The following is an 18,497-nucleotide window of genomic DNA, read 5'->3' as shown; positions in this document are numbered from 1 at the left end:
AGTCAATAGTCACAAATCAGGGCGACAGGCTGCGCAGTATCAGGCTGGACAGCAGGGCCGGCGCTTCATCGGTGGTATCGAGCCCGTACTGAAGCAGCAACGGATTGAAATAGGGCCGCATGATCAGGTGGATCGCCCGGGTGGTTTCGTCCAGCGGCGTCTTGCGCTCGAAGTCGCCGCTGTGCCGGCCCAGCAGCAGGATTTCGCGCAGGGTCTGCTCGATGAAACCTTCGTAGACCAGGGTCGCCGGCCAGCGCCCGGAGGCCGCGGAAGCGGCGATCTCGTAGAGTTTGCGATCCTGGAAGAACAGCCGCAGGCAGGCTTCCAGCAGCGCCTTGAGCATGCGTCGCAGCTTCTCGGGCGGGCTGTCCACCTCATCGATGGCGGCCCTTACCTCGGTCTGTATCTGCTGCAGGCAGTTCGAGCAGATCATCTCGCCGATAGCCTGCTTGGACTCGAAGAACTTGTAGATATAGGCCTTGGAAAAGCCGATGGCCTTGGCCAGGTCGGAAACCGTGGTCTTCTCGTAACCGTACAGACGGAAGTGTTCGGTGGCCGCCGCCACGATCTGATCACGCACCTCGTGATCCACCGGACCACGGGCAGCAACGTTGGGAGAGGGTGTCTTGTTCATGGAGGCATAGCCTACAGAGCGCCAGGGTGATGGACAACAAGTGACCAAAATGTATTATGGTCACAAAAAATCATCCCATCCCTATCCTTGGAAGAACATCCCATGCCGCCCAAGCGCACCCTCGTTGTACTGATCAGCACCGGCCTGGTGGCAGGTTGCGCGGTCGGCCCCGACTACCAGCGTCCGGAGATCTCACTGTCCGAGCGCTTCCTGGGCCAAGCCGCTGTCGAGAAGCGTCCGGAGGGTTCCAACAGCAACGTGGTGGACGGATGGGCAGGTTTTGCCGACCCGCAATTGACTCGCTTCGTGACGCTCGCGCTACAGCAGAATCTGGATCTGGCTCAGGCCAGCGCACGCATCGTCCAGGCGCGTGCCGGCCTGGGCGCTGCCGATGCGGCGCTGTTGCCCTCGGGTTCGGTCAACGGCCAGACGGCGCGTGCCTATCAGTCGGTGGAGACGCCGCTGGGCCAGATACTCGATGCCACGCCGGGCTTCGACCGCTACGGCAGCAGCTACGAAGCCAATCTGAGCGCCAGCTGGGAGCTGGATGTGTTCGGTGGCCTGCGTCGTGGCCGCGAGGCGGCGCTGGCGGAGTATCAGGCCTCGCAGGCAGGCGTTGCCGCCATCCGGCTTGCCGTCGCGGCGCAGGCCGCTGATATCTATATCAGCATTCGCGGGCTGCAAACCCGCATCGCCATCGCGCAGCGCCAGGTGCAGACGCAACAGAAGTTGCTGACGACCATCGAGTTGCTGCAAGGCCAGGGACTGGCGGCCGAGTTGCAGGTGCACCAGGCCCGTGGCGCCCTCGCCCAGGTACGCGCCTCGGTGCCAGTGCTGGAAACGGGGCTGGAGGCGGCGATGAACGCACTCGACGTGCTGCTGGGCGCGCAACCCGGCACGTATCGCGCCGAGCTGACGGCCCTTGAGGCCATCCCGGTGACACCACCGATCGCGGCGAGTGGCACGCCTGGCGACCTGCTGCGCCGCCGGCCCGACCTGATCGTCGCCGAACGCCGCCTGGCTGCTTCGAACGCCCGCATTGGTGCGGCCATTGCCGAGTACTACCCGAAGTTTTCGCTGAGTGGGCTGGTCGGCAGTGCGACGTCGGTATCCGGCGGCAACCTGTTCGGCAGCGGCGCCAGCCAGATGAGTGGCATGCTGGGGCTACGCTGGCGCCTGTTCGACTTCGGCCGCATCGATGCCCAGATCGAGCGGGCCAGGGGACAGGAAGCCGAGCAACTGGCGACCTATCGCCTCGCCGTGCTGCGCGCCACCGAGGATGTGGAAAATGCCTTCACCGCACTGGTCAAGCGCGAGCAGCAGGCCGCCGTGCTGGAGCAGGGCGTGAACTCGCTCGGGCGTGCGCGGCAGGCGGCCTTCGAGGCCTACCAGCAGGGCATCGTCAGCCTGATCGGGGTGCTACAGGCGGACGACAACCTGTTGCGCGCAACCGACGCCAGGGCCCAGGCGCAAACCGAGTCGGCCCGCGCTGGCGTGGCCGCCTTCAAGGCGCTGGGAGGGGACTGGAGCGCCGCCGAAACGCTCGCAGCCAACTGAGGCAACCTGCACAGCCGTGCACTGGTGTTTCAACAGGCGACACTGGCGTCTTTTGCAGGCGGCAGACCGAACAGCCGGCGGTACTCTCGGCTGAACTGCGACACGCTTTCGTAACCCACCGCGAATGCCGCGCTGCTGGCGCTGGCGCCCTCCCCGGTCATCAGGCGACGCGCCTCGATCAGCCGCAGCTGCTTCTGAAACTGCAGCGGCGTCAGCGAGGTCTGGTTGCGAAAGTGATGGTGGAAGGACGACAGGCTCATGCCGGCCACTGACGCCAGGCGCTCCACCGGAAGTGGCCGGGTGAACTCGCTGCGCAGTACCTTCACCGCCCGCGCGATGCGTTGCGCGTGGCCGTCCGGCCAGCCCAGACGACTGATCGCCGGGCCATGCCGACCAGCCAGCAGCCAGTAATGCAGTTCGCGCACACGCGAAGCGCGCAGCACCCTGGCCGAGGCTGGAGCATCGAGCAGGCGCATCAGACGCAGGGCCGCTTCGGCCACTTCGCTATCGGTCGGCTCGATGCGGATGGGCTCTGCCTCTGCACTCGGCACCGCCTTGATCTCCTCCATCAACTCGGTGAGCAGAGCAGGATCGAGATCGATCACCAGCGAGATGTACGGCGTCTCGTGGCTCGCCTGAACGATCTGGCTGACGGTCGGGACATCGGCGGTGATCAGCAGCGAATCAACGGCGCGGAAGGTGAAGCTGCGGGTCCCCATCATCACCTGCTTGCTGCCCTGCAAGACCAGGCAGGCCAGAGGTCGGGTGATGGCGTAGTCCAGCCCGCTGGGTTGCGACGTGCGAATCACGGTCAACCCGGGGATGGGCGTTTGGGCAAGCCCACCGAGGTCTGCATGCCGGCCCAGGTAATCGCGGACAACCGCCAGCAGCGCTGCACTCATACCGGGCTCCCGATACTGGTCACGGGCATGTCGTTGCCCCTTGGAGAAATAGGCAAAAAGCGTCGAGGTTTCGGTAAGGACGGGGTTGCACCACGAACCACACAATGAAATCCCCTTCACCCACAAGAGGATTTTTATCATGACCAGGATCGCCATCGTAACCGGCTCCAGCCGTGGCCTGGGCCGCAATACCGCGCTGAGCATCGCTCGCCAGGGCAGCGACGTCATCGTGACCTATCACAGCCAGGCCGACGCTGCGCTGGCCGTGGTCGCCGAAATCCAGGCCCTGGGGCGCAAGGCCGTCGCTCTGCAACTCGATGCCGGCGACGTCAGCACCTTCCCGGCCTTCGTGCAACGCCTGCGCCAGGCACTGGGCGAGACCTGGCAGCGCGAGCGCTTCGATCACCTGATCAACAACGCCGGCCACGGCGACATGGCATCGATTGCCGACACCACGCAAACGCAGTTCGATGCATTGGTGAACGTGCACTTCAAAGGCGTGTTCTTCCTTACCCAGGCGCTGCTGCCGCTGATGGCCGACGGCGGTCGTATCGTCAACATCTCGTCCGGGCTGACCCGCGTGTCCTATCCCGGCTTCTCCGCCTACGCGGCGGTCAAGGGCGCGGTGGAGGTGCTGAGCCTGTACCTGGCCAAGGAGCTGGGCAGCCGGGGGATCGCGGTCAATACCGTGGCGCCCGGCGCCATCGAGACCGATTTCCTGGGCGGCGCCGTGCGCGACATGCCGGACCTGAACAAGGTGTTCGCGGACATGACCGCGCTGGGTCGGGTCGGTGTGGCGGACGACATCGGCCCGATGATTGCCAGCCTGCTCGGCGAGCAGAATCGCTGGGTCAACGCCCAGCGCATCGAGGTATCGGGCGGTCAGGCGATCTGATCGGCGCCGCCGCGACCGGCCAACCCGGTCGCGGCGATACCCGCACGCCCTAGCGGCGCGCCGGTTGCCCTGCCAGGCGCCGACATATCAATTCCAGGTAGCGTCGCGCACCCAGGCCGAGTGGCCGGCAGTTGATGACGAACGAGCAGGCACGCTTCATTCAGCCGGAGGAAGTGGCAGAACTGGAGTTCTTCCTTTGCCAGCCCGGCGCGCGCTCGATCACCGGCGCGGACATGGCCATCGATCAGCGGGTCTCTGCCGGCCATTGAACGCCCGGCTCCCGGTAGCGCCGCTGGATGCGCTGCAGCTCGCCGGAGCTGCGCAACTGCTCCAGGGCAGCGCTCCAGGCGGCGACCAGGGCGTCGTCGCTGTCATGGCTGAAGGCGATGTACAGCGAGGAGCGATACAGCTCGATGGGAATGCGCCGCAGGGTGCCGGGCGCTATGCCCAGTTGGCGGCTGTAATAGGCCACGCCCGCGTCGCTGTCGCCGATGATGATCTCGGTGCGCCCGGCCAGCAGCATACGGTAGAGCTGCTGGCTCTCCGTTGCGCTCCTGTCGAGGTTGTTGAACCCTAGCGACTGCAGCAGGGCCGGCATCAGGCCGGCATGCCGGGTGGTGATTCGCGGTGCGTGCAGCAGTTGCTCGAGGGTATGCACCGGCTGGGCTGCACTGGCCAGCTGATAGGGATAGATGGACTCCTCGGCGATGGGACCGACCCACTTGAACTGGTCTTCGCGCTCGGGCGTGCGAAACAGCGAATACATGATGGTTCTGGGCTGGTTGCGCAACACCTGGGTGGCGCGCATGCTCGGCGTCAGCCGGATGCTGAAGTCGTCTCCGGTAAGCGCCATGATGGCCCGCACGATCTCAGTGGCCATGCCGGCAACCTGGCCCTCGTCCTGATAGTTGTAGGGCGCCCACTCTTCGGTGACCACCTGGTACGGCGTGGCCCTGGCCAGGACGTCGTGCAGCAGAACGAGCAGTGCCAGGGAGAGTATCGAAGGCTTCACGCATCCTGCCTGATGATTCGAAAGGTCAGGCAATCATAGCCGCTGCCACCTGTATCGCACTGGCGATGCATGAGGAAATCGAAGCGCTTGCACGGCCACGTACGAGGCTTAAAGTGTCGGCGCACCCCTGCTCATCCGTCGCAAGAGGCACACCCGCAATGAAGATCGGCGAACTGGCGCAGCGCACGGGCCTGGCGGCCTCGCGCATCCGATTCTACGAGAGCATCGGCCTGCTCAGGCTGGTGCAGCGCCAGGCCAATGGTTATCGCAGCTATCCGGAGGAAGCGGTGCTGGTGCTGAACCTGATCACCACCGCGCAGCAGGCCGGCTTCAGCCTGGACGAACTGCGCACACTGCTGCCGCAGGATCTGACGCAGTGGCAACATGGCAAGCTGCTCGACACCCTGCACGCCAAGGTGCGCGACATCGAGGCGCTGGAGCTGCGCCTGGCGCAGAGCAAGACGCGTCTGCGCGCGCTGATCGACGAGATCGAGAGCAAGCCGGACGACCTCGACTGCGCCGCCAATGCCAAGCGGGTGCTGGCGAAAATGTATCTGGACGGGCCATCCCCCGCCACTGACCGCGCCGGCAAGACCCGCAGTCGCGCCTGATCCCGTTTCGCCCCGCGGGCACTGCGTACGCCACTTCGATGATGGCCGCACGCGCTCAGGTGCTGACCAGCGGACACGACCATTGACATTAAAGTGAACTTTAAAGTTAAGGTCGGCACATCTTCAGTCGAGGAAGCGCAATGACCCTGTTCGATCCCCTTGTCCTGCCCAATGGCTCGATCATCCCCAACCGCATCGCCAAGGCGGCGATGGAGGAGAACATGGCGGACGCCGAGCATGCGCCGTCCGAGCATCTGATGCGCCTCTATCAGGCCTGGGCCGAGGGTGGTGCCGGCCTGCTGATCTCCGGCAACGTGATGGTCGACAGCCGTGCCATGACCGGTCCCGGTGGCGTGGTGCTGGAAGACACCGCGCAGCTGGCCCGGTTCCAGCGCTGGGCCCGTATCGGCCGCGCCCAGGGCGCGCAGTTCTGGTTACAGATCAACCATCCCGGCCGGCAGATGCAGGCCAACCTGGGCCAGCCGACCTGGGCGCCCTCGGCGGTAGCGCTGGAGCTGGGCAATCTGTCCAAGCGTTTCGCCACGCCGCAGGCGATGACCCCGGCGATGATCGACGAGGTCATCGCCCGCTTCACGCAGACCGCTCGCCTGGGTGAACAGGCCGGTTTCAGCGGGGTGCAGATCCACGCTGCACATGGCTACCTGCTCAGCCAGTTCCTCTCGCCGCTGACCAACCAGCGCAGCGACCAGTGGGGCGGCTCGCTGGAAAACCGCGCGCGCCTGCTGCTGGAGATCGTCAAGGCGGTGCGTGCCGCGGTGGCGCCCGGCTTCGCCGTGGCGGTCAAGCTGAATTCTGCGGATTTCCAGCGCGGCGGTTTCAGCGCCGATGACGCCCAGCAGGTGGTGCGCCTGCTCGGTGGGCTGAAGGTCGATCTGGTCGAGCTGTCCGGTGGCAGCTACGAGGCGCCGGCCATGCAGGGCCAGGCGCGCGATGGCCGGACCCTGGCGCGCGAGGCCTATTTCCTGGAGTTCGCCCGCGAGGTTCGCGCGGTGGCGAGCATGCCGCTGATGGTCACCGGCGGCATCCGCCGTGCGCCCGTTGCCGAGCAGGTGCTGGCCAGCGGCATCGAGATGGTCGGCATCGGCACCGCCCTGTCCATCGAGCCGAACCTGCCGCGCGACTGGCAGCGCGGCCAGAACAGCGCCCCGCAACTGCCGCCGATCACCTGGGACAACAAAGTGCTGGCTTCGCTGGCCAACATGGCGGTGGTGAAGTATCAGCTGCGCAAGCTGAGCCAGGGCCGGCCAACCCAGCCCGGGGTGTCGCCGCTCTGGGCGCTGCTGCGCCAGCAGTTGAGCGATGCCCTGCGCACCCGCCAGTACCGACGCCGGATGGCGCGGCGCGCGCTGCAGTAGCCAGACGTCGCGTCACGCCACCGACAATCGGCAAGCCGTTTCGCTCGTTGCATTGGCGCAACAGTCCTTTGCCGAAGCGGCGGTTAATTAGCTTGCTAACGAGGCGTATAAACGAAATGCGACCTTTCGCCGCACCCGCATTTCGAGGAGACAGGCATGAACGTGATCGTGCATGAGCGTGACAACGAACATCTTTCCCGTGAAGCCCGCGCCATGGGCATCGTGGTCTGGGACGTGATCCAGAATGGCGAGCTGGTCGGCATCTTCCCGACCCAGGACGAAGCCGACGCCTACCGCAAGGAGCTGGAAGAGACACAAGCGCAAGGATAAGCCGAGGCTGTTGCCGTTTCGACCGAAACGGCAACAGCTTCACAGCGCCTGCCGCTAGTCACTCAAGGTTCAGCTCCCCTCTCCCGTTTATGGGAGAGGGGCTGGGGGAGAGGGCTGAATCAGAACGCTCGACGCGTCCCTGGCATCGCTCCCGCCAATACGCCAACCTCAGCTGCGCAGTTGCCAAGCCAACGCCAAAGCCCACCGCCGCCTGAACCTGCCACCGGCACCTCACGTCCTGGCAGAAGCTGCGTCGCCAGATAGCCCGATTCGACTTCCGCCTGCAGGTAAACATCACAGACACCGCCATCATGGCTCGATTCGGCATCAGGCCAGGCGTCATGGATGAAGAGTTGAACGCTCATTGCCCAGCCCTCTCTCACAGATCCAGCACCACGGGTTGTACGCCTTCTTCGCCTTTTGCCGGCACCGCGCAGCAGATCAGCACGCCGCCATCATCCGGCAGCTCGGCCGGCGGATTGGGGTAGTGCACCTGGCCGCTGACCAGGCGCGTCTTGCAGGTGCCGCAGGAACCGCCGCGGCAACTGAACTCGGGCGTCAGGCCACGGCTTTCCGCCAGTTCCAGCAAGCTGCCGCTGTCCGGCGTCCAGCGCGCCTCCTTGCTCGAAGCGCTGAAGTACACCGGCACCGGTTCGCTCGCGGCGGACGGCTGCACGAGGGTCGTCACCTGGCCATCGGTACGGCGCGTCAGTGTCGAGGGGCCGAACGCCTCGGCGTGGATGCGCGCGTCGGCGATATTGAGGTCGCGCAGGCCATCGTAGATCGCCTGGGTAAAGGCGGCCGGGCCACACAGGTAGAAGTCGTAGTCATCGAACGACAGCGCCGCCTTGATCTGCGCCAGGTCGATACGCCCCTGCTGCTCGTAGTCGCGGCCCACTACAGCGTCCGCCTCCGGCGCGCTGAGGGCGCGGTGCACCTGCAGCAGACCGCCCGCGCGCTGCACCAGCTCGCGCAGCTCGGCCTGGAACGGCAGATCACGCAGCGTGCGCGCACCCTGGAAGAAATGGATGCGTTTGCCCTGCCCCAGCGCCACCTGTTCACGCAGCATCGACAGCAGCGGCGTGATACCGACGCCGGCGCCGATCAGCACCAGCGGCCGGCGGCTTTCGCTGTTCAGGGTGAAGCTGCCCAGCGGCGCACGCACCTCCAGCACATCGCCCCCCCGAACCTGTTCGTGCAGATGCCGCGATACCACGCCCTGCGCCTTGACGCTGATACGCAGGACACCATCCGACGGCGCGCTGGAGAGGCTGTAGGTGCGCAGCAGGGTCTCACCGCTGGCGGTGGTGATGCGAATCGGCAGGTGCTGACCGGCGGCGAAACTCGGTGCCTTGCCCGCCTCAGGCACCAGCACGAAGGAGCGGATATCGCTGCTTTCCTGCTGAACACTCTGCACACGCCAGCGCTGCCACTGGTTGCGCTGCTCACGCTCGCGCAGGCGCGCATCGGTTTCGGCCCAGGTGCCGGTCATCAGGCTGGTCGGTGCATATTCTTCGAAGGCCCAGCGCAGCGAAGCCGCCGCCGGGCGCAGCACCACCTGCTCGACGTCGAAGGTCCACAGCCGCTCGGCGCCTTCGAAGGCATTGATCAGCGGGCTGTCGAGGATGATCTCGGCGCGGCCGGCCAGTTGCAGCACGTCGCCCGTGGCGAAGTCGACGAACAGCAGCCCGGCACGCGGATTGACGCTGAGGTTGCCCAGGGTATTGAAGTGCAGGTTGCCGGCGTAGTCGGGAATGGTCAGGCGATTGCCCTGCACCCGTACGAAACCGGCGCGCCCGCCACGGTGCGAGACGTCTACCGAACGGCGGCCATCGTCGTGCTCGACGTAGCTGGCGACGAAAAAGGTATCGGCGCTGCCGATCATCTCGGCGCTGCGCACATCCAGCTCGGTCGCGTCCAGGCGCTCGACGCCACGCTGGTGCACACGGCGGTACTGGCGCAGCTGGATGTACTGCGGGCAGTTGCCGAAGGAATGCTCCACATCGATGTCCAGGCGCTGCGCCGAGGCCTGGCGGATATGCCCGTTGATGCGATTGCGCCGCCGCGTGTGCAGCTCGATGCCGAGTAGGCCGATGGCATCGCCCGCATGCAGTCCACTGGTGGCCGGGTCGAGCGGATCGAGCGCCATGGCGGCCAGGTCGAACGACAACTGACGCGGGTCGGGTGAGGTAACGAAGCCCTCCTCGCCTTCGATCAGAGTGGCCCAGGGCTGGCCGGCAGCATCCACGGCGCCGGCGATCATGAAGGGCAGTTGCCGGTAGAAGTCGCGATGCTGATCCGGCATGTAGTCGCGGATCACCTTCTGTCCGAGCACTTCCATGCGTTCGGCGACGCCGACCTTTTCCTGCAGTTGCTTTTCACCGGCATGCCAGGGCGAGTGCCGATGGCTGGGAAGCTGTTGCATGTTCTGCCCTCCACGAAAGCGGCCGCCGGTCGATCCCGGCAGCGGTCAGCGACTCAGGCTTGCAGACCGGCAGCGGTACGCGGCATCGGCACGAAACCCGGCAGCGCCTCGATGCGAGCCAGCCAGGCGCGGATGTTCGGGTAGGGCTCCAGCGACACGTTGCCCTCCGGCGCATGGGCGATGTACGAGTAGTTGGCGACGTCGGCGATGCTCGGCTTGTCGCCGGTGAGGAACGGGGTGTCGCTCAGCTCGCCCTCCATCACGGTGAACAGCGCATGGGCGCGGTTGATCACTTCTTCGGTGTTGAACGAGTAGCCGAATACGGTAACCAGACGCGCGGCGGAAGGGCCGAAGGCCACCGGACCGGCCGCCACGGACAACCAGCGCTGCACACGGGCGGCAGCGGCCGGCTCCTGCGGCAGCCAGTCGTCATTGCCGTAGCGCTTGGCCAGGTAGACGAGGATGGCGTTGGAGTCGGCGACGACGGTGCCGCCGTCATCGATCACCGGCACCTGGCCGAAGGGGTTGAGGGCGAGGAACTCCGGGGTCTTGTGCGCGCCCTTGGCCAGATCGACGAAGATCAGCTCGGTGGGCAGCTGCAGCAGCGACAGCATCAGCTCGGCGCGGTGGGCATGGCCGGAACGGGGAAAGTTGTACAGCTTGATGGCGGGACGGGACATGGCGATGACTCCTTCGAGGTGGGCTTAGGTCTCCGCGAGACGACTTGCCTTCGCGACGATGGCGCCATGTTCGCCCCATCCAACCTGGAGAAGAATCCCCACCCAAGGCAATCCACTATTTCACTTTCTGCAATGACCTCAGACCTGAAAGGCCGAGTGGGCGCGCAGCCGCGGCACGGCAAAGTCGAGGAAGCTGCGTACCCGCGCGGCCGCCCGGCGCCCTTCGCGGTAATACAGCTGCACCGGCAAGGCCGGCGCGGCGAAATCCTCGAGCACGGCCAGCAGTTGCCCCGCCTGCAACTCATGATGGGCTTCGTAACTCAGGCAGCGAGTCAGCCCGAAGCCGGCGAGCGCCGCGCGAATGGACGCCTGCGGCGTGCTGCAGGTCAGCTGTGGCGCAAGCTTCACCACCCTGTCGGCAAAGCGCCATTCCCCGGCATGGCCGGTCGAGGAGGTGGCAATGGTGCGGTGCGCCGCCAAGGCGTCCGGGCTGGCCGGTCGGCCCCAGCGCTGCAGATAGGCCGGTGCCGCACAGATCAGCGGGCGCACCTGCCCCAGCGGTACGGCGAAACCGGACGAACTGGGCAGGTGACCGACCACCAGCGCCAGGTCGATGCCCTCCTCCAGCAGCCTCGGTAGCTCCTCGCGCGCCAGGGTAGCCAGGCTCACCTCGGGAAAGGCCGCCAGGTAGTCGACGGCGATGGGCGCCAGCACCTGATGCGTCATCAACAGCGGCAGGGCCAGGGTCAACTGCCCGGCCGGGCTGGCATGCAGCCCCGTCACCGACTGCTCGGCCTCGTCCAGCCGCTGCAGGATGCGCTGACAGCTGTCGGCGAAACGCGCCCCAGCCGGGCTCAGGCCCACGCCGCGAGGCCCGCGCAGCAGCAGGGTGCAGTCCAGACGCTGCTCCAGGCTGGCGATGGTGCGCATCACCGTGGCCTGCGACAGCTGTAGCGTCCTGGCAGCCGCCGCCAGGCTGCGCGCCTGTGCCACGGCGAGGAACACCTGCATTTCGCGGTGCTGGCTCATGGCGTGGACGGTGCGCCAGCCGCGCGCAGCGCCGGGTCGGCACGAAAGCTCGTGGCGCAGTGATCGACGAAGGTACGCACCTTGGCCGAAACCTGGCGACCGCCCTGATGAATGATATGCACCGGCAAGGCCGGCGGTTCGAAGGCTTCGAGCACCAACTCGAGCTCGCCGCGCGCCACTGCGGCAGCCACCTGGTAGGACAGCACGCGGGTATAGCCCCAGCCCAGGCGCGCGGCGCCGATTGCCGCCTGGTTGGAGCTGACGGTCAAGCGCGGCGTAGGGGTGAAGCCGAACACGCCGTCGGCGCCGACGAACTGCCAATGGCTGAGCAGGCCGCTGGCGCTGGACATGGCGATGGGCGCATCGCGCACCTCATGCGGATGCTGTGGCCGCCCGACGCGGTCGAGGAAGGCCGGCGCGGCGCAGACCACCGGGCGAATCTGCCCGACCTGCAACGCCTGGTGATCACCTTCGGGCAGCGAACCGATGCGCACGGCAACGTCGATGCCCTCCTCCATCATGTTCACCACGCGGTCGACCAGCAGCGCATTGATCTCCACGTCCGGATAGCTGTCGAGGTACTGGGTGATGCGCGGAATCAGGAACAGCTCGCCGAACATCACCGGCGCGGTCACGGTGAGCCGACCACGCGGGCGCACGCTGCCACCGGCAGCCAGCTCCTCGGCTTCCTCCAGCTCCAGTAGAATGCGCCGGCAGTCCTCGACATAACGCTGGCCGGCTTCGGTCAGGCGCAGGCTGCGGGTATTGCGCGCCAGCAGCAGCGTGCCGAGGCGTGCCTCCAGCGCCGCGACGGCGCGGGTCACGCTGGGCGGCGAGATGCCCAGCAGCTTGGCACCGCCGGCGAAGCTCTCGGCCTCGGTCACGGCCAGCAGCACCTTCATTTCCTGAAACCGATCCATCGTCACCGCCCGTTTCGTTGCCGCAAGGGCACAGGATAATGCCTCAGCGCCTGCTCAATGCCAGGCGCGCGGCGAACAGCAGGAAGATCAGCCCCGTGCTGCGATCCATCCACCTGATCACCGCCTCGCGCCGCAACCAGTGACCGAGCGGCTGGGTGGCGCCGATCAGCAGCGCCGCCCAGACCAGGCTGAGCGCCACATGGATGCCCACCAGGCCGAAGGTCCAGGGGATCAGCGGCTGCCCCTGCGGGATGAACTGCGGCAGAAAGGACAGGTAGAAAATGCCCACCTTGGGATTGAGCACGTTGCCCAGCAGGCCGCGCAGGAACCAGTTGGCACCGGGCTGGCCGCCGGCCTGCGCCGGCGCCAGGGAGGTACGCGGGCGCAGCAGCATGTTCAGCCCGAGCCAGGCCAGATAAGCTGCGCCGCAGTACTTGAGCAGGTTGTAGCCGAACTCGGACACCGCCAGCAGCGCGCCCAGGCCGAAGGCCACGGCAACGCCCCAGATCAGGCAGCCGGCATTGATGCCCAGCGCCGCGCGAAACGCCTGTCGCCGGCCTTCGACCGCCGCGGTGCGCAGCACCAGCGCGGTGTCGATGCCTGGGGTAAGGGTCAGCAAGGTGGCCGCCAGGGTGAAGGCGATAAGGTTTTCGGCAAAGGGCATCGGCAGGCGCTCCGTCCATCCAGGGCAGAGCGCGAGTATAAACAGCGCATCGTTCAAACCGTAGGGTACGCCGTGCGCACCGCCAACAACCGGGAAACCACCCGGTGCGCACAGCGCACCCTACGTTTATTCGCGATAGGCCTCGAACAAGCCGGTGGCGCCCATGCCGCCGCCGACGCACATGGTGACGATGCCGTAGCGCAGCTCGCGGCGCTGCAGTTCGCGCACCAGATGGCCGACCTGGCGCGAGCCGGTCATGCCGAACGGGTGGCCGATGGAGATGGAGCCGCCGTTGACGTTGTATTTCTCGTTGTCGATCTCGAGCTTGTCGCGGCAGTACAGGCACTGCGAGGCGAAGGCCTCGTTGAGCTCCCACAGGTCGATATCGTCGACCGACAGGCCCTTGGCCTTGAGCAGCTTGGGCACCGAGAACACCGGGCCGATGCCCATTTCATCCGGCTCGCAGCCGGCCACGGTGAAACCGCGGAAGTACGCCTTGGGCTTGAGGCCCAGCTCCAGCGCCTTTTCCAGGCTCATCACCAGGGTCATGGAGGCGCCGTCGGACAGCTGCGAGGCGTTGCCGGCGGTGACGCTACCGGCCGGGTCGAACGCCGGCTGCAGCTTGGCCAGGGATTCGAGGGTGGTATCCGGGCGGTTGCAGTCGTCGGCCTCGACCACGCCGTCGAGAATCTTCTTCTCGCCGGTGGCCTTGTCTTCCACCTGATACTTCACCGCCATCGGCACGATCTCGTCGGCGAACAGGCCTTCGGCCTGGGCCCGCGCGGTGCGCTGCTGGCTCTGCAGGGCGTAGGCGTCCTGGGCCTCGCGGCCGATGCCGTAGCGGTTGGCGACGATCTCGGCGGTCTTGCCCATGGGGTAGTAGATGCCGGGGTTGTCCTGCTGCAGCAGCGGGTTGAACAGGTTGTCCATGTTCATGCTTTTCAGGGTCATGGTGATGGACTCGACGCCGCCGGCGACGATGATGTCGCTGCAGCCGGATGCCACCTGGTTGGCGGCGATGGCGATGGCCTGCAGGCCCGAGGAGCAGAAGCGGTTCAGCGTCATGCCCGCCACCGGATTGCCCAGGCGCGACAGCACGGCGACGTTGCGGCCGATGTTCATGCCCTGCGCGCCCTCGTTGGAGCCGGCGCCGACGATGCAGTCGTCCACCAGCGCCGGATCGATGCCGTTGCGCGCCAGCAGCGCATCGACGCAGTGGGCGGCCATGTCGTCCGGCCGGGTCATATTGAACTTGCCGCGGAAGGACTTGGCCAGGCCAGTCCGCACGCTGTCGACGATCACCACTTCACGCATGACGCACCTCGTTGTTATTGGATGGCGAATGGCGGGAAGATAAATCCAGCCCATGCCTGGGCGCGACCATCATTGATCTGGCGTATACGGGTCGATGCAGAGACGTAGCCCGGATGCAATCCGGGCCATCGGGAACGACACAAAAGCATCGCGGCTGAAGCCGCTCCTACGGTATTCACTTCACCGTGGGAGCGGCTTCAGCCGCGATTAGCGCTTCAATCCCTGGCGAACGCCGCCTCGATGGCCTCATTGATGGTGCGCAGCACCTTGACCCGGGCGAAGCGCTTGTCGTTGGCCTCGATCAGCGTCCAGGGCGCGATCTCGGTGCTAGTGCGGTCGACCATATCGCCCACCGCATCGGCGTAGTCGTCCCACTTGTCGCGATTGCGCCAGTCTTCTTCGGTGATCTTGAAGCGCTTGAACGGGATCTGCTCGCGCTCCTTGAAGCGCTCCAGCTGCGTCTGCTGGTCGATGGCCAGCCAGAACTTCACCAGAATAACCCCGGCATTGGTCAACTGTTCCTCGAAGTCGTTGATCTCACCGTAGGCACGCAGCCAGTCGGCCTGGCTGCAGAAGCTCTCGACCCGCTCTACCAATACGCGGCCGTACCAGCTGCGATCGAAGATGGTGAAATGCCCGCGCGCCGGGATATGCCGCCAGAAGCGCCACAGATAAGGTTGCGCACGTTCTTCCTCGGTCGGCGCCGCTACCGGCACGATGCGGTACTGGCGCGGGTCCAGCGCACCAGTGACGCGGCGAATGGCCCCGCCCTTGCCGGCCGCGTCGTTACCTTCGAACACCGCAAGCAGCGCGTGCTTGCGCATGCGCTTGTCGCGCATCAGGCCGGACAGGCGCGCCTGCTCGGTGGCCAGTTGCTCCTTGTAGTCGTCCTTGTCCAGTGCCTGGGTCATGTCCAGGCTGGCCAGCAGGCCGCGATTGTCCAGGCTGGAAACCAGCGGCGCCGAGTGCGGCTGCAGCTTCGAGCGCTGCGGATTGGCCAGCGCCGCCTGCATCCCTTCGAGCAGGATGCGTCCGACCGTGAGGCTGCGGTAATAGTGATCGACGCCCTCGACCACGTACCAGGGCGCATAGTCGCGGCTGGTGCGGCGCAGCACGCGCTCGCCGTAGTGGACGAACTTGTCGTAGGTCTTCGACTGCTGCCAGTCCAGCGGGCTGATGCGCCAGCTGTGCAGCGGATCGTCCTTGAGCGCTTCGAGCCGCGCCTTCATGTGCTTCTTGGACAGGTGGAACCAGAACTTGAAGATCAGCGCGCCCTCGTCGCAGAGCATGCGCTCCAGGCGCTCGGCGCCGTCGATGGCCTGGTCCAGCACGGCGTCCTTGAAACGGCCATGCACGCGCCCCTGCAGCATCTGGCTGTACCAGTTGCCGAAGAACACGCCGATGCGCCCCTTCGGCGGCAGCTGGCGCCAGTAGCGCCAGACCGGCGGCCGCGCCAGCTCCTCGTCGGTTTGCACATCGAAGGTGCTGACTTGGATCAGCCGAGGATCCATCCACTCGTTGAGCAGCTTGACCGTTTCGCCCTTACCGGCGCCTTCGATGCCGTCGATCAGCACGATCACCGGAAAGCGCGCCTGTTGCTTGAGCTCGTACTGCGCCTCCAGCAACGCCTCGCGCAGCGCCGGCTCCTCGGCCTCGAAGGTGGCCTTGTCAATGCTGCTGCCGATTTCGGCGGATTCGAACATGCAGAAAACCTCCCTGGAATGATCGTTAAAGCGTAATGGATCGGCCGCGACTTTGCCTGGCAGCGGCTCACCGCGGATTGACCTGCGCCGGGTAAACCGCGTGCGCAGCGGTTAGAATCGCCGCCTGTTTTACCCGGAACTCCACCATGTCCGATGCCCACAACGCCCAGCTCGACTGGGACGAACACGGCCAGCCGCTGTCGCGCAGCTATGGCGACGTGTACTTCTCCCGCGCCAACGGCCTGGAAGAAACCCGTCACGTCTTCCTCGCTCACAACCGGATCATCGAGCGCTGCCAGGCCCTGCCGGCCGGCGGGCGCCTGGTGATCGGCGAAACCGGCTTCGGCACCGGGCTCAATTTTCTCTGCGCCTGGCAAGCCTTCGCCGAACACGCCCCGCGCGATGCGCGGCTGCACTTCGTCAGCGTCGAGAAATTCCCCCTGACCCAGACGGACCTGCAGCGCGCCCTGGCCCTGTGGCCCGAGCTGGCGTCCTACGCCGAGCAATTGCTGGCGCAGTACCGCGCCATCCATCCCGGCTTTCAGCGCCTGCTGCTCGACGGCGGCCGCGTGGTGCTGACGCTGATGATCGGCGATGTGCTCGAATGCCTGCCGCAGTTGGAGGCCCGCGTCGATGCCTGGTTCCTCGACGGTTTCGCCCCGGCGAAGAACCCGGAGATGTGGACGGACAGTCTGTTCACCGAACTGGCCAGGCTGTCGGCGCCCAGCGCCACGCTGGCCACCTTCACCAGCGCCGGCTTCGTTCGTCGCGGGCTGATCGCGGCGGGTTTTTCCGTGGTGCGAGTCAAGGGTTTCGGCCACAAGCGCGAGATGCTGGCCGGCCCCTTCCAGGCGCAGCCGATGCAGCGCACGGTGCCCTGGTTCGCCCGCCCGACATTGACGACAGACGATCGCCAGGCCGTGGTGATCGGCGCCGGCCTGGCCGGTTGCGCCACGGCCGCCAGCCTGGCCGCACGCGGCTGGCGCGTGACCCTGCTGGAGCGCCATGACGATGTCGCCCGCGAAGCGTCGGGCAACCCCCAGGGCGTGCTCTACCTGAAGCTGTCGGCCCATGGCACGGCGCTGTCGAGACTGATCGTCGCCGGTTTCGGCCATACCCGCCGCCTGCTCGAGCGCCTGCAGCGCGGCAGCGACTGGGATGCCTGCGGCGTGCTGCAACTGGCCTTCGACGCCAAGGAAGCCGAGCGTCAGAACAAACTGGCCGCGGCCTTTCCCAGCGACCTGCTGCACGCGTTGCCCCAGACCGAAGCCGAAGCTCGTGCCGGCATCGGCCTGCCAGCCGGCGGCCTGTTCTACCCAGATGCCGGCTGGGTGCACCCGCCAGCGCTGTGCCGGCAACTGGTGCAGCACCCGCTGATCGAATTGCGTCCCTATCAGGAGGCGCTGAGCCTCAGTCGTCAGCAAGAGCGCTGGTGCATCGAAGGACAGAGTGGCGTGCTGGCCGAAGCGCCGGTGCTGATCCTGGCCTGCGCCGCCGAGATCGGCCGCCTATTGCCACATGCGAACTTGCCGCTCAAGCGCATCCGCGGACAGATCAGCCGCCTGCCGGCCAGCGAAGCGAGCGCCGCGCTACGTACCGTGGTCTGCGCCGAAGGCTACGTCGCCCCTGCGCGCGACGACGAACACACCCTGGGCGCCAGCTTCGATTTCCACAGCGACGATCTGACGCCCAGCGTGGCCGAGCACGCCGGCAACCTCGAGCTGCTACGGGAGATTTCTCAGGACCTGGCCGAGCGCCTGGATACGCAGACGCTCGATCCGGCGACGCTGCAGGGCCGCGCCGCGTTTCGCTGCACCAGCCCGGACTACCTGCCGCTGGTGGGCCCGCTGGCCGCTGGTCAAGCCTTCACCGAGGCGTACGCCGTGCTGGCCAAGGACGCCCGCCAGGTGCCGGAAACGCCCTGCCCCTGGCTGGCTGGCCTGTACATCAACAGCGGCCATGGCTCACGCGGGCTGATCACCGCGCCGCTGTCGGGCGAGCTGATCGCCGCCTGGCTGGAGGACGAACCACTGCCGCTGCCGCGTGAGGTGGCCGAAGCCTGCCACCCCAATCGCTTCATGCTGCGCCAGCTGATTCGTGGGAACTGATCGATGGTGCGCGCGGTGTTCAGCCGGGAGACATAGGTAACGGGTGTCGGGAGACATAGGTAACGCATTTAGGCTACCGGTGTTCATCGAATCGGGAGATCGAGAGATGCCGTGGCCGGAGCGCAGCACTATGTCGATAAGGCGAGAGTTTGTTCTGTTGGCGGGGCAGCCCGAAAGTAATGTGCGGGAGCTCTGTCGGAGATATGGCATCAGTCCTAGAACTGGCTACAAATGGCTGGATCGGTACCGTGAGCATGGCGATGCCGGTTTGCAGGACCGGTCCCGGCGTCCCCTGAGCAGCCCAGGGCGCAGCGATCCGAGGCTGGAGCAAGCGGTG

At 66.3% G+C, this 18,497-nt stretch carries 18 protein-coding genes and 1 pseudogene; 8 read left to right on the top strand and 11 right to left on the bottom strand.

Annotated elements, in window-relative coordinates; translation table 11 throughout:
* Nucleotides 1-16: 16 nt before the first annotated feature.
* Nucleotides 17-634, bottom strand: coding sequence for a TetR/AcrR family transcriptional regulator (locus BLS61_RS11485; protein WP_090430924.1), 618 nt, complete (start codon nt 632-634; stop codon nt 17-19).
* 102 nt (nt 635-736) lie between these two features.
* On the opposite strand from BLS61_RS11485, the gene BLS61_RS11480 reads away from it, so the two are divergent.
* Entirely contained in the window at nt 737-2,191 is a 1,455-nt protein-coding gene (locus BLS61_RS11480; protein WP_090430922.1) for an efflux transporter outer membrane subunit, read from the top strand.
* Nucleotides 2,192-2,220: 29 nt separating this feature from the next.
* On the opposite strand, the gene BLS61_RS11475 is transcribed toward BLS61_RS11480, so the two are convergent.
* On the bottom strand, nt 2,221-3,093 hold the full coding sequence (locus BLS61_RS11475) for an AraC family transcriptional regulator (protein WP_090430920.1): 873 nt from the start codon (nt 3,091-3,093) through the stop codon (nt 2,221-2,223).
* 139 nt (nt 3,094-3,232) lie between these two features.
* Between BLS61_RS11475 and BLS61_RS11470 the strand changes: the two genes are divergently transcribed.
* Together BLS61_RS11470 and BLS61_RS23430 are read left to right on the top strand one after the other, a co-directional pair.
* The gene (locus BLS61_RS11470) at nt 3,233-3,988 is read left to right on the top strand and encodes an SDR family NAD(P)-dependent oxidoreductase (protein ID WP_090430918.1); all 756 of its coding nucleotides are present in this window, start codon (nt 3,233-3,235) and stop codon (nt 3,986-3,988) included.
* 143 nt (nt 3,989-4,131) lie between these two features.
* A pseudogene (locus tag BLS61_RS23430) lies at nt 4,132-4,257 on the top strand (SDR family NAD(P)-dependent oxidoreductase); the annotation flags it as partial.
* Here BLS61_RS23430 and BLS61_RS11465 read toward each other — a convergent pair.
* Complete coding sequence (locus BLS61_RS11465; protein WP_090430916.1) at nt 4,233-5,000, bottom strand: substrate-binding periplasmic protein; 768 nt, start codon at nt 4,998-5,000, stop codon at nt 4,233-4,235. The pseudogene BLS61_RS23430 and the gene BLS61_RS11465 sit on opposite strands and share 25 nt — an antisense overlap.
* 158 nt (nt 5,001-5,158) lie before the next feature.
* Between BLS61_RS11465 and BLS61_RS11460 the strand changes: the two genes are divergently transcribed.
* From BLS61_RS11460 to BLS61_RS23650, 3 genes are all read left to right on the top strand, one after another.
* Nucleotides 5,159-5,611: a MerR family transcriptional regulator gene (locus BLS61_RS11460; protein ID WP_090430914.1), complete on the top strand. Its 453-nt coding sequence runs from the start codon at nt 5,159-5,161 to the stop codon at nt 5,609-5,611.
* A 140-nt stretch (nt 5,612-5,751) separates the two neighbouring features.
* Nucleotides 5,752-6,987 (top strand): NADH:flavin oxidoreductase/NADH oxidase family protein, encoded by a 1,236-nt coding sequence (locus tag BLS61_RS11455; RefSeq protein ID WP_090430912.1) that lies wholly within the window; start codon nt 5,752-5,754, stop codon nt 6,985-6,987.
* A 156-nt stretch (nt 6,988-7,143) separates the two neighbouring features.
* Nucleotides 7,144-7,317: a hypothetical protein gene (locus BLS61_RS23650; RefSeq protein WP_167358717.1), complete on the top strand. Its 174-nt coding sequence runs from the start codon at nt 7,144-7,146 to the stop codon at nt 7,315-7,317.
* Nucleotides 7,318-7,436: 119 nt separating this feature from the next.
* Here BLS61_RS23650 and BLS61_RS23425 read toward each other — a convergent pair whose 3' ends face one another.
* The 8 genes from BLS61_RS23425 to pap all read right to left on the bottom strand — a co-directional run bounded on the left by BLS61_RS23425 (nt 7,437) and on the right by pap (nt 16,052).
* Nucleotides 7,437-7,682 carry a hypothetical protein gene (locus BLS61_RS23425; RefSeq protein WP_139205550.1) on the bottom strand — a complete coding sequence of 82 codons (246 nt, stop codon included), beginning with the start codon at nt 7,680-7,682 and terminating at the stop codon, nt 7,437-7,439.
* 14 nt (nt 7,683-7,696) lie between these two features.
* Nucleotides 7,697-9,742, bottom strand: a complete 2,046-nt coding sequence (locus BLS61_RS11450) for a pyridoxamine 5'-phosphate oxidase family protein (RefSeq protein WP_090430910.1) — start codon at nt 9,740-9,742, stop codon at nt 7,697-7,699.
* 53 nt (nt 9,743-9,795) lie between these two features.
* A complete protein-coding gene (locus BLS61_RS11445) occupies nt 9,796-10,422 on the bottom strand; it encodes a glutathione S-transferase family protein (RefSeq protein WP_090430907.1) in 627 nt (208 codons plus the stop codon).
* A gap of 138 nt (nt 10,423-10,560) precedes the next feature.
* Nucleotides 10,561-11,451, bottom strand: a complete 891-nt coding sequence (locus tag BLS61_RS11440) for a LysR family transcriptional regulator (RefSeq protein WP_090430905.1) — start codon at nt 11,449-11,451, stop codon at nt 10,561-10,563.
* A complete protein-coding gene (locus tag BLS61_RS11435; protein ID WP_090430903.1) occupies nt 11,448-12,371 on the bottom strand; it encodes a LysR family transcriptional regulator in 924 nt (307 codons plus the stop codon). The genes BLS61_RS11440 and BLS61_RS11435 overlap by 4 nt, the downstream gene beginning before the upstream one ends.
* A 43-nt stretch (nt 12,372-12,414) precedes the next feature.
* Nucleotides 12,415-13,035 carry a LysE family translocator gene (locus BLS61_RS11430; RefSeq protein ID WP_090430899.1) on the bottom strand — a complete coding sequence of 207 codons (621 nt, stop codon included), beginning with the start codon at nt 13,033-13,035 and terminating at the stop codon, nt 12,415-12,417.
* Between the two features lie 126 nt (nt 13,036-13,161).
* Nucleotides 13,162-14,349: a thiolase family protein gene (locus tag BLS61_RS11425; RefSeq protein WP_090430895.1), complete on the bottom strand. Its 1,188-nt coding sequence runs from the start codon at nt 14,347-14,349 to the stop codon at nt 13,162-13,164.
* Nucleotides 14,350-14,564: 215 nt separating this feature from the next.
* On the bottom strand, nt 14,565-16,052 hold the full coding sequence (gene pap, locus BLS61_RS11420) for a polyphosphate:AMP phosphotransferase (RefSeq protein ID WP_090430893.1): 1,488 nt from the start codon (nt 16,050-16,052) through the stop codon (nt 14,565-14,567).
* Nucleotides 16,053-16,198: 146 nt separating this feature from the next.
* Between pap and mnmC the strand changes: the two genes are divergently transcribed.
* Nucleotides 16,199-18,160, top strand: coding sequence for a bifunctional tRNA (5-methylaminomethyl-2-thiouridine)(34)-methyltransferase MnmC2/FAD-dependent 5-carboxymethylaminomethyl-2-thiouridine(34) oxidoreductase MnmC1 (gene mnmC, locus BLS61_RS11415; RefSeq protein ID WP_090430891.1), 1,962 nt, complete (start codon nt 16,199-16,201; stop codon nt 18,158-18,160).
* Nucleotides 18,161-18,266: 106 nt separating this feature from the next.
* Nucleotides 18,267-18,497 (top strand): helix-turn-helix domain-containing protein (locus BLS61_RS23850; RefSeq protein WP_244157910.1); only part of this gene is annotated, 231 nt, incomplete at its 3' end.

The sequence above is a fragment of the Ectopseudomonas guguanensis genome (assembly GCF_900104265.1).
Taxonomy (GTDB): domain Bacteria; phylum Pseudomonadota; class Gammaproteobacteria; order Pseudomonadales; family Pseudomonadaceae; genus Aquipseudomonas; species Aquipseudomonas guguanensis.
Note: the sequence above shows the minus strand (reverse complement) of the source record. Positions and strands in the feature narration are given on the sequence as shown.

Bases quoted from the DNA above. Each gene is read 5' to 3' on its own strand.
- BLS61_RS11485 (WP_090430924.1), bottom strand. From the start codon at position 634: ATGAACAAGACACCCTCTCCCAACGTTGCTGCCCGTGGTCCGGTGGAT.
- BLS61_RS11480 (WP_090430922.1), top strand. From the start codon at position 737: ATGCCGCCCAAGCGCACCCTCGTTGTACTGATCAGCACCGGCCTGGTG.
- BLS61_RS11475 (WP_090430920.1), bottom strand. From the start codon at position 3,093: ATGAGTGCAGCGCTGCTGGCGGTTGTCCGCGATTACCTGGGCCGGCAT.
- BLS61_RS11470 (WP_090430918.1), top strand. From the start codon at position 3,233: ATGACCAGGATCGCCATCGTAACCGGCTCCAGCCGTGGCCTGGGCCGC.
- BLS61_RS11460 (WP_090430914.1), top strand. From the start codon at position 5,159: ATGAAGATCGGCGAACTGGCGCAGCGCACGGGCCTGGCGGCCTCGCGC.
- BLS61_RS11455 (WP_090430912.1), top strand. From the start codon at position 5,752: ATGACCCTGTTCGATCCCCTTGTCCTGCCCAATGGCTCGATCATCCCC.
- BLS61_RS23650 (WP_167358717.1), top strand. From the start codon at position 7,144: ATGAACGTGATCGTGCATGAGCGTGACAACGAACATCTTTCCCGTGAA.
- BLS61_RS23425 (WP_139205550.1), bottom strand. From the start codon at position 7,682: ATGAGCGTTCAACTCTTCATCCATGACGCCTGGCCTGATGCCGAATCG.
- BLS61_RS11450 (WP_090430910.1), bottom strand. From the start codon at position 9,742: ATGCAACAGCTTCCCAGCCATCGGCACTCGCCCTGGCATGCCGGTGAA.
- BLS61_RS11445 (WP_090430907.1), bottom strand. From the start codon at position 10,422: ATGTCCCGTCCCGCCATCAAGCTGTACAACTTTCCCCGTTCCGGCCAT.
- BLS61_RS11440 (WP_090430905.1), bottom strand. From the start codon at position 11,451: ATGAGCCAGCACCGCGAAATGCAGGTGTTCCTCGCCGTGGCACAGGCG.
- BLS61_RS11435 (WP_090430903.1), bottom strand. From the start codon at position 12,371: ATGGATCGGTTTCAGGAAATGAAGGTGCTGCTGGCCGTGACCGAGGCC.
- BLS61_RS11430 (WP_090430899.1), bottom strand. From the start codon at position 13,035: ATGCCCTTTGCCGAAAACCTTATCGCCTTCACCCTGGCGGCCACCTTG.
- BLS61_RS11425 (WP_090430895.1), bottom strand. From the start codon at position 14,349: ATGCGTGAAGTGGTGATCGTCGACAGCGTGCGGACTGGCCTGGCCAAG.
- pap (WP_090430893.1), bottom strand. From the start codon at position 16,052: ATGTTCGAATCCGCCGAAATCGGCAGCAGCATTGACAAGGCCACCTTC.
- mnmC (WP_090430891.1), top strand. From the start codon at position 16,199: ATGTCCGATGCCCACAACGCCCAGCTCGACTGGGACGAACACGGCCAG.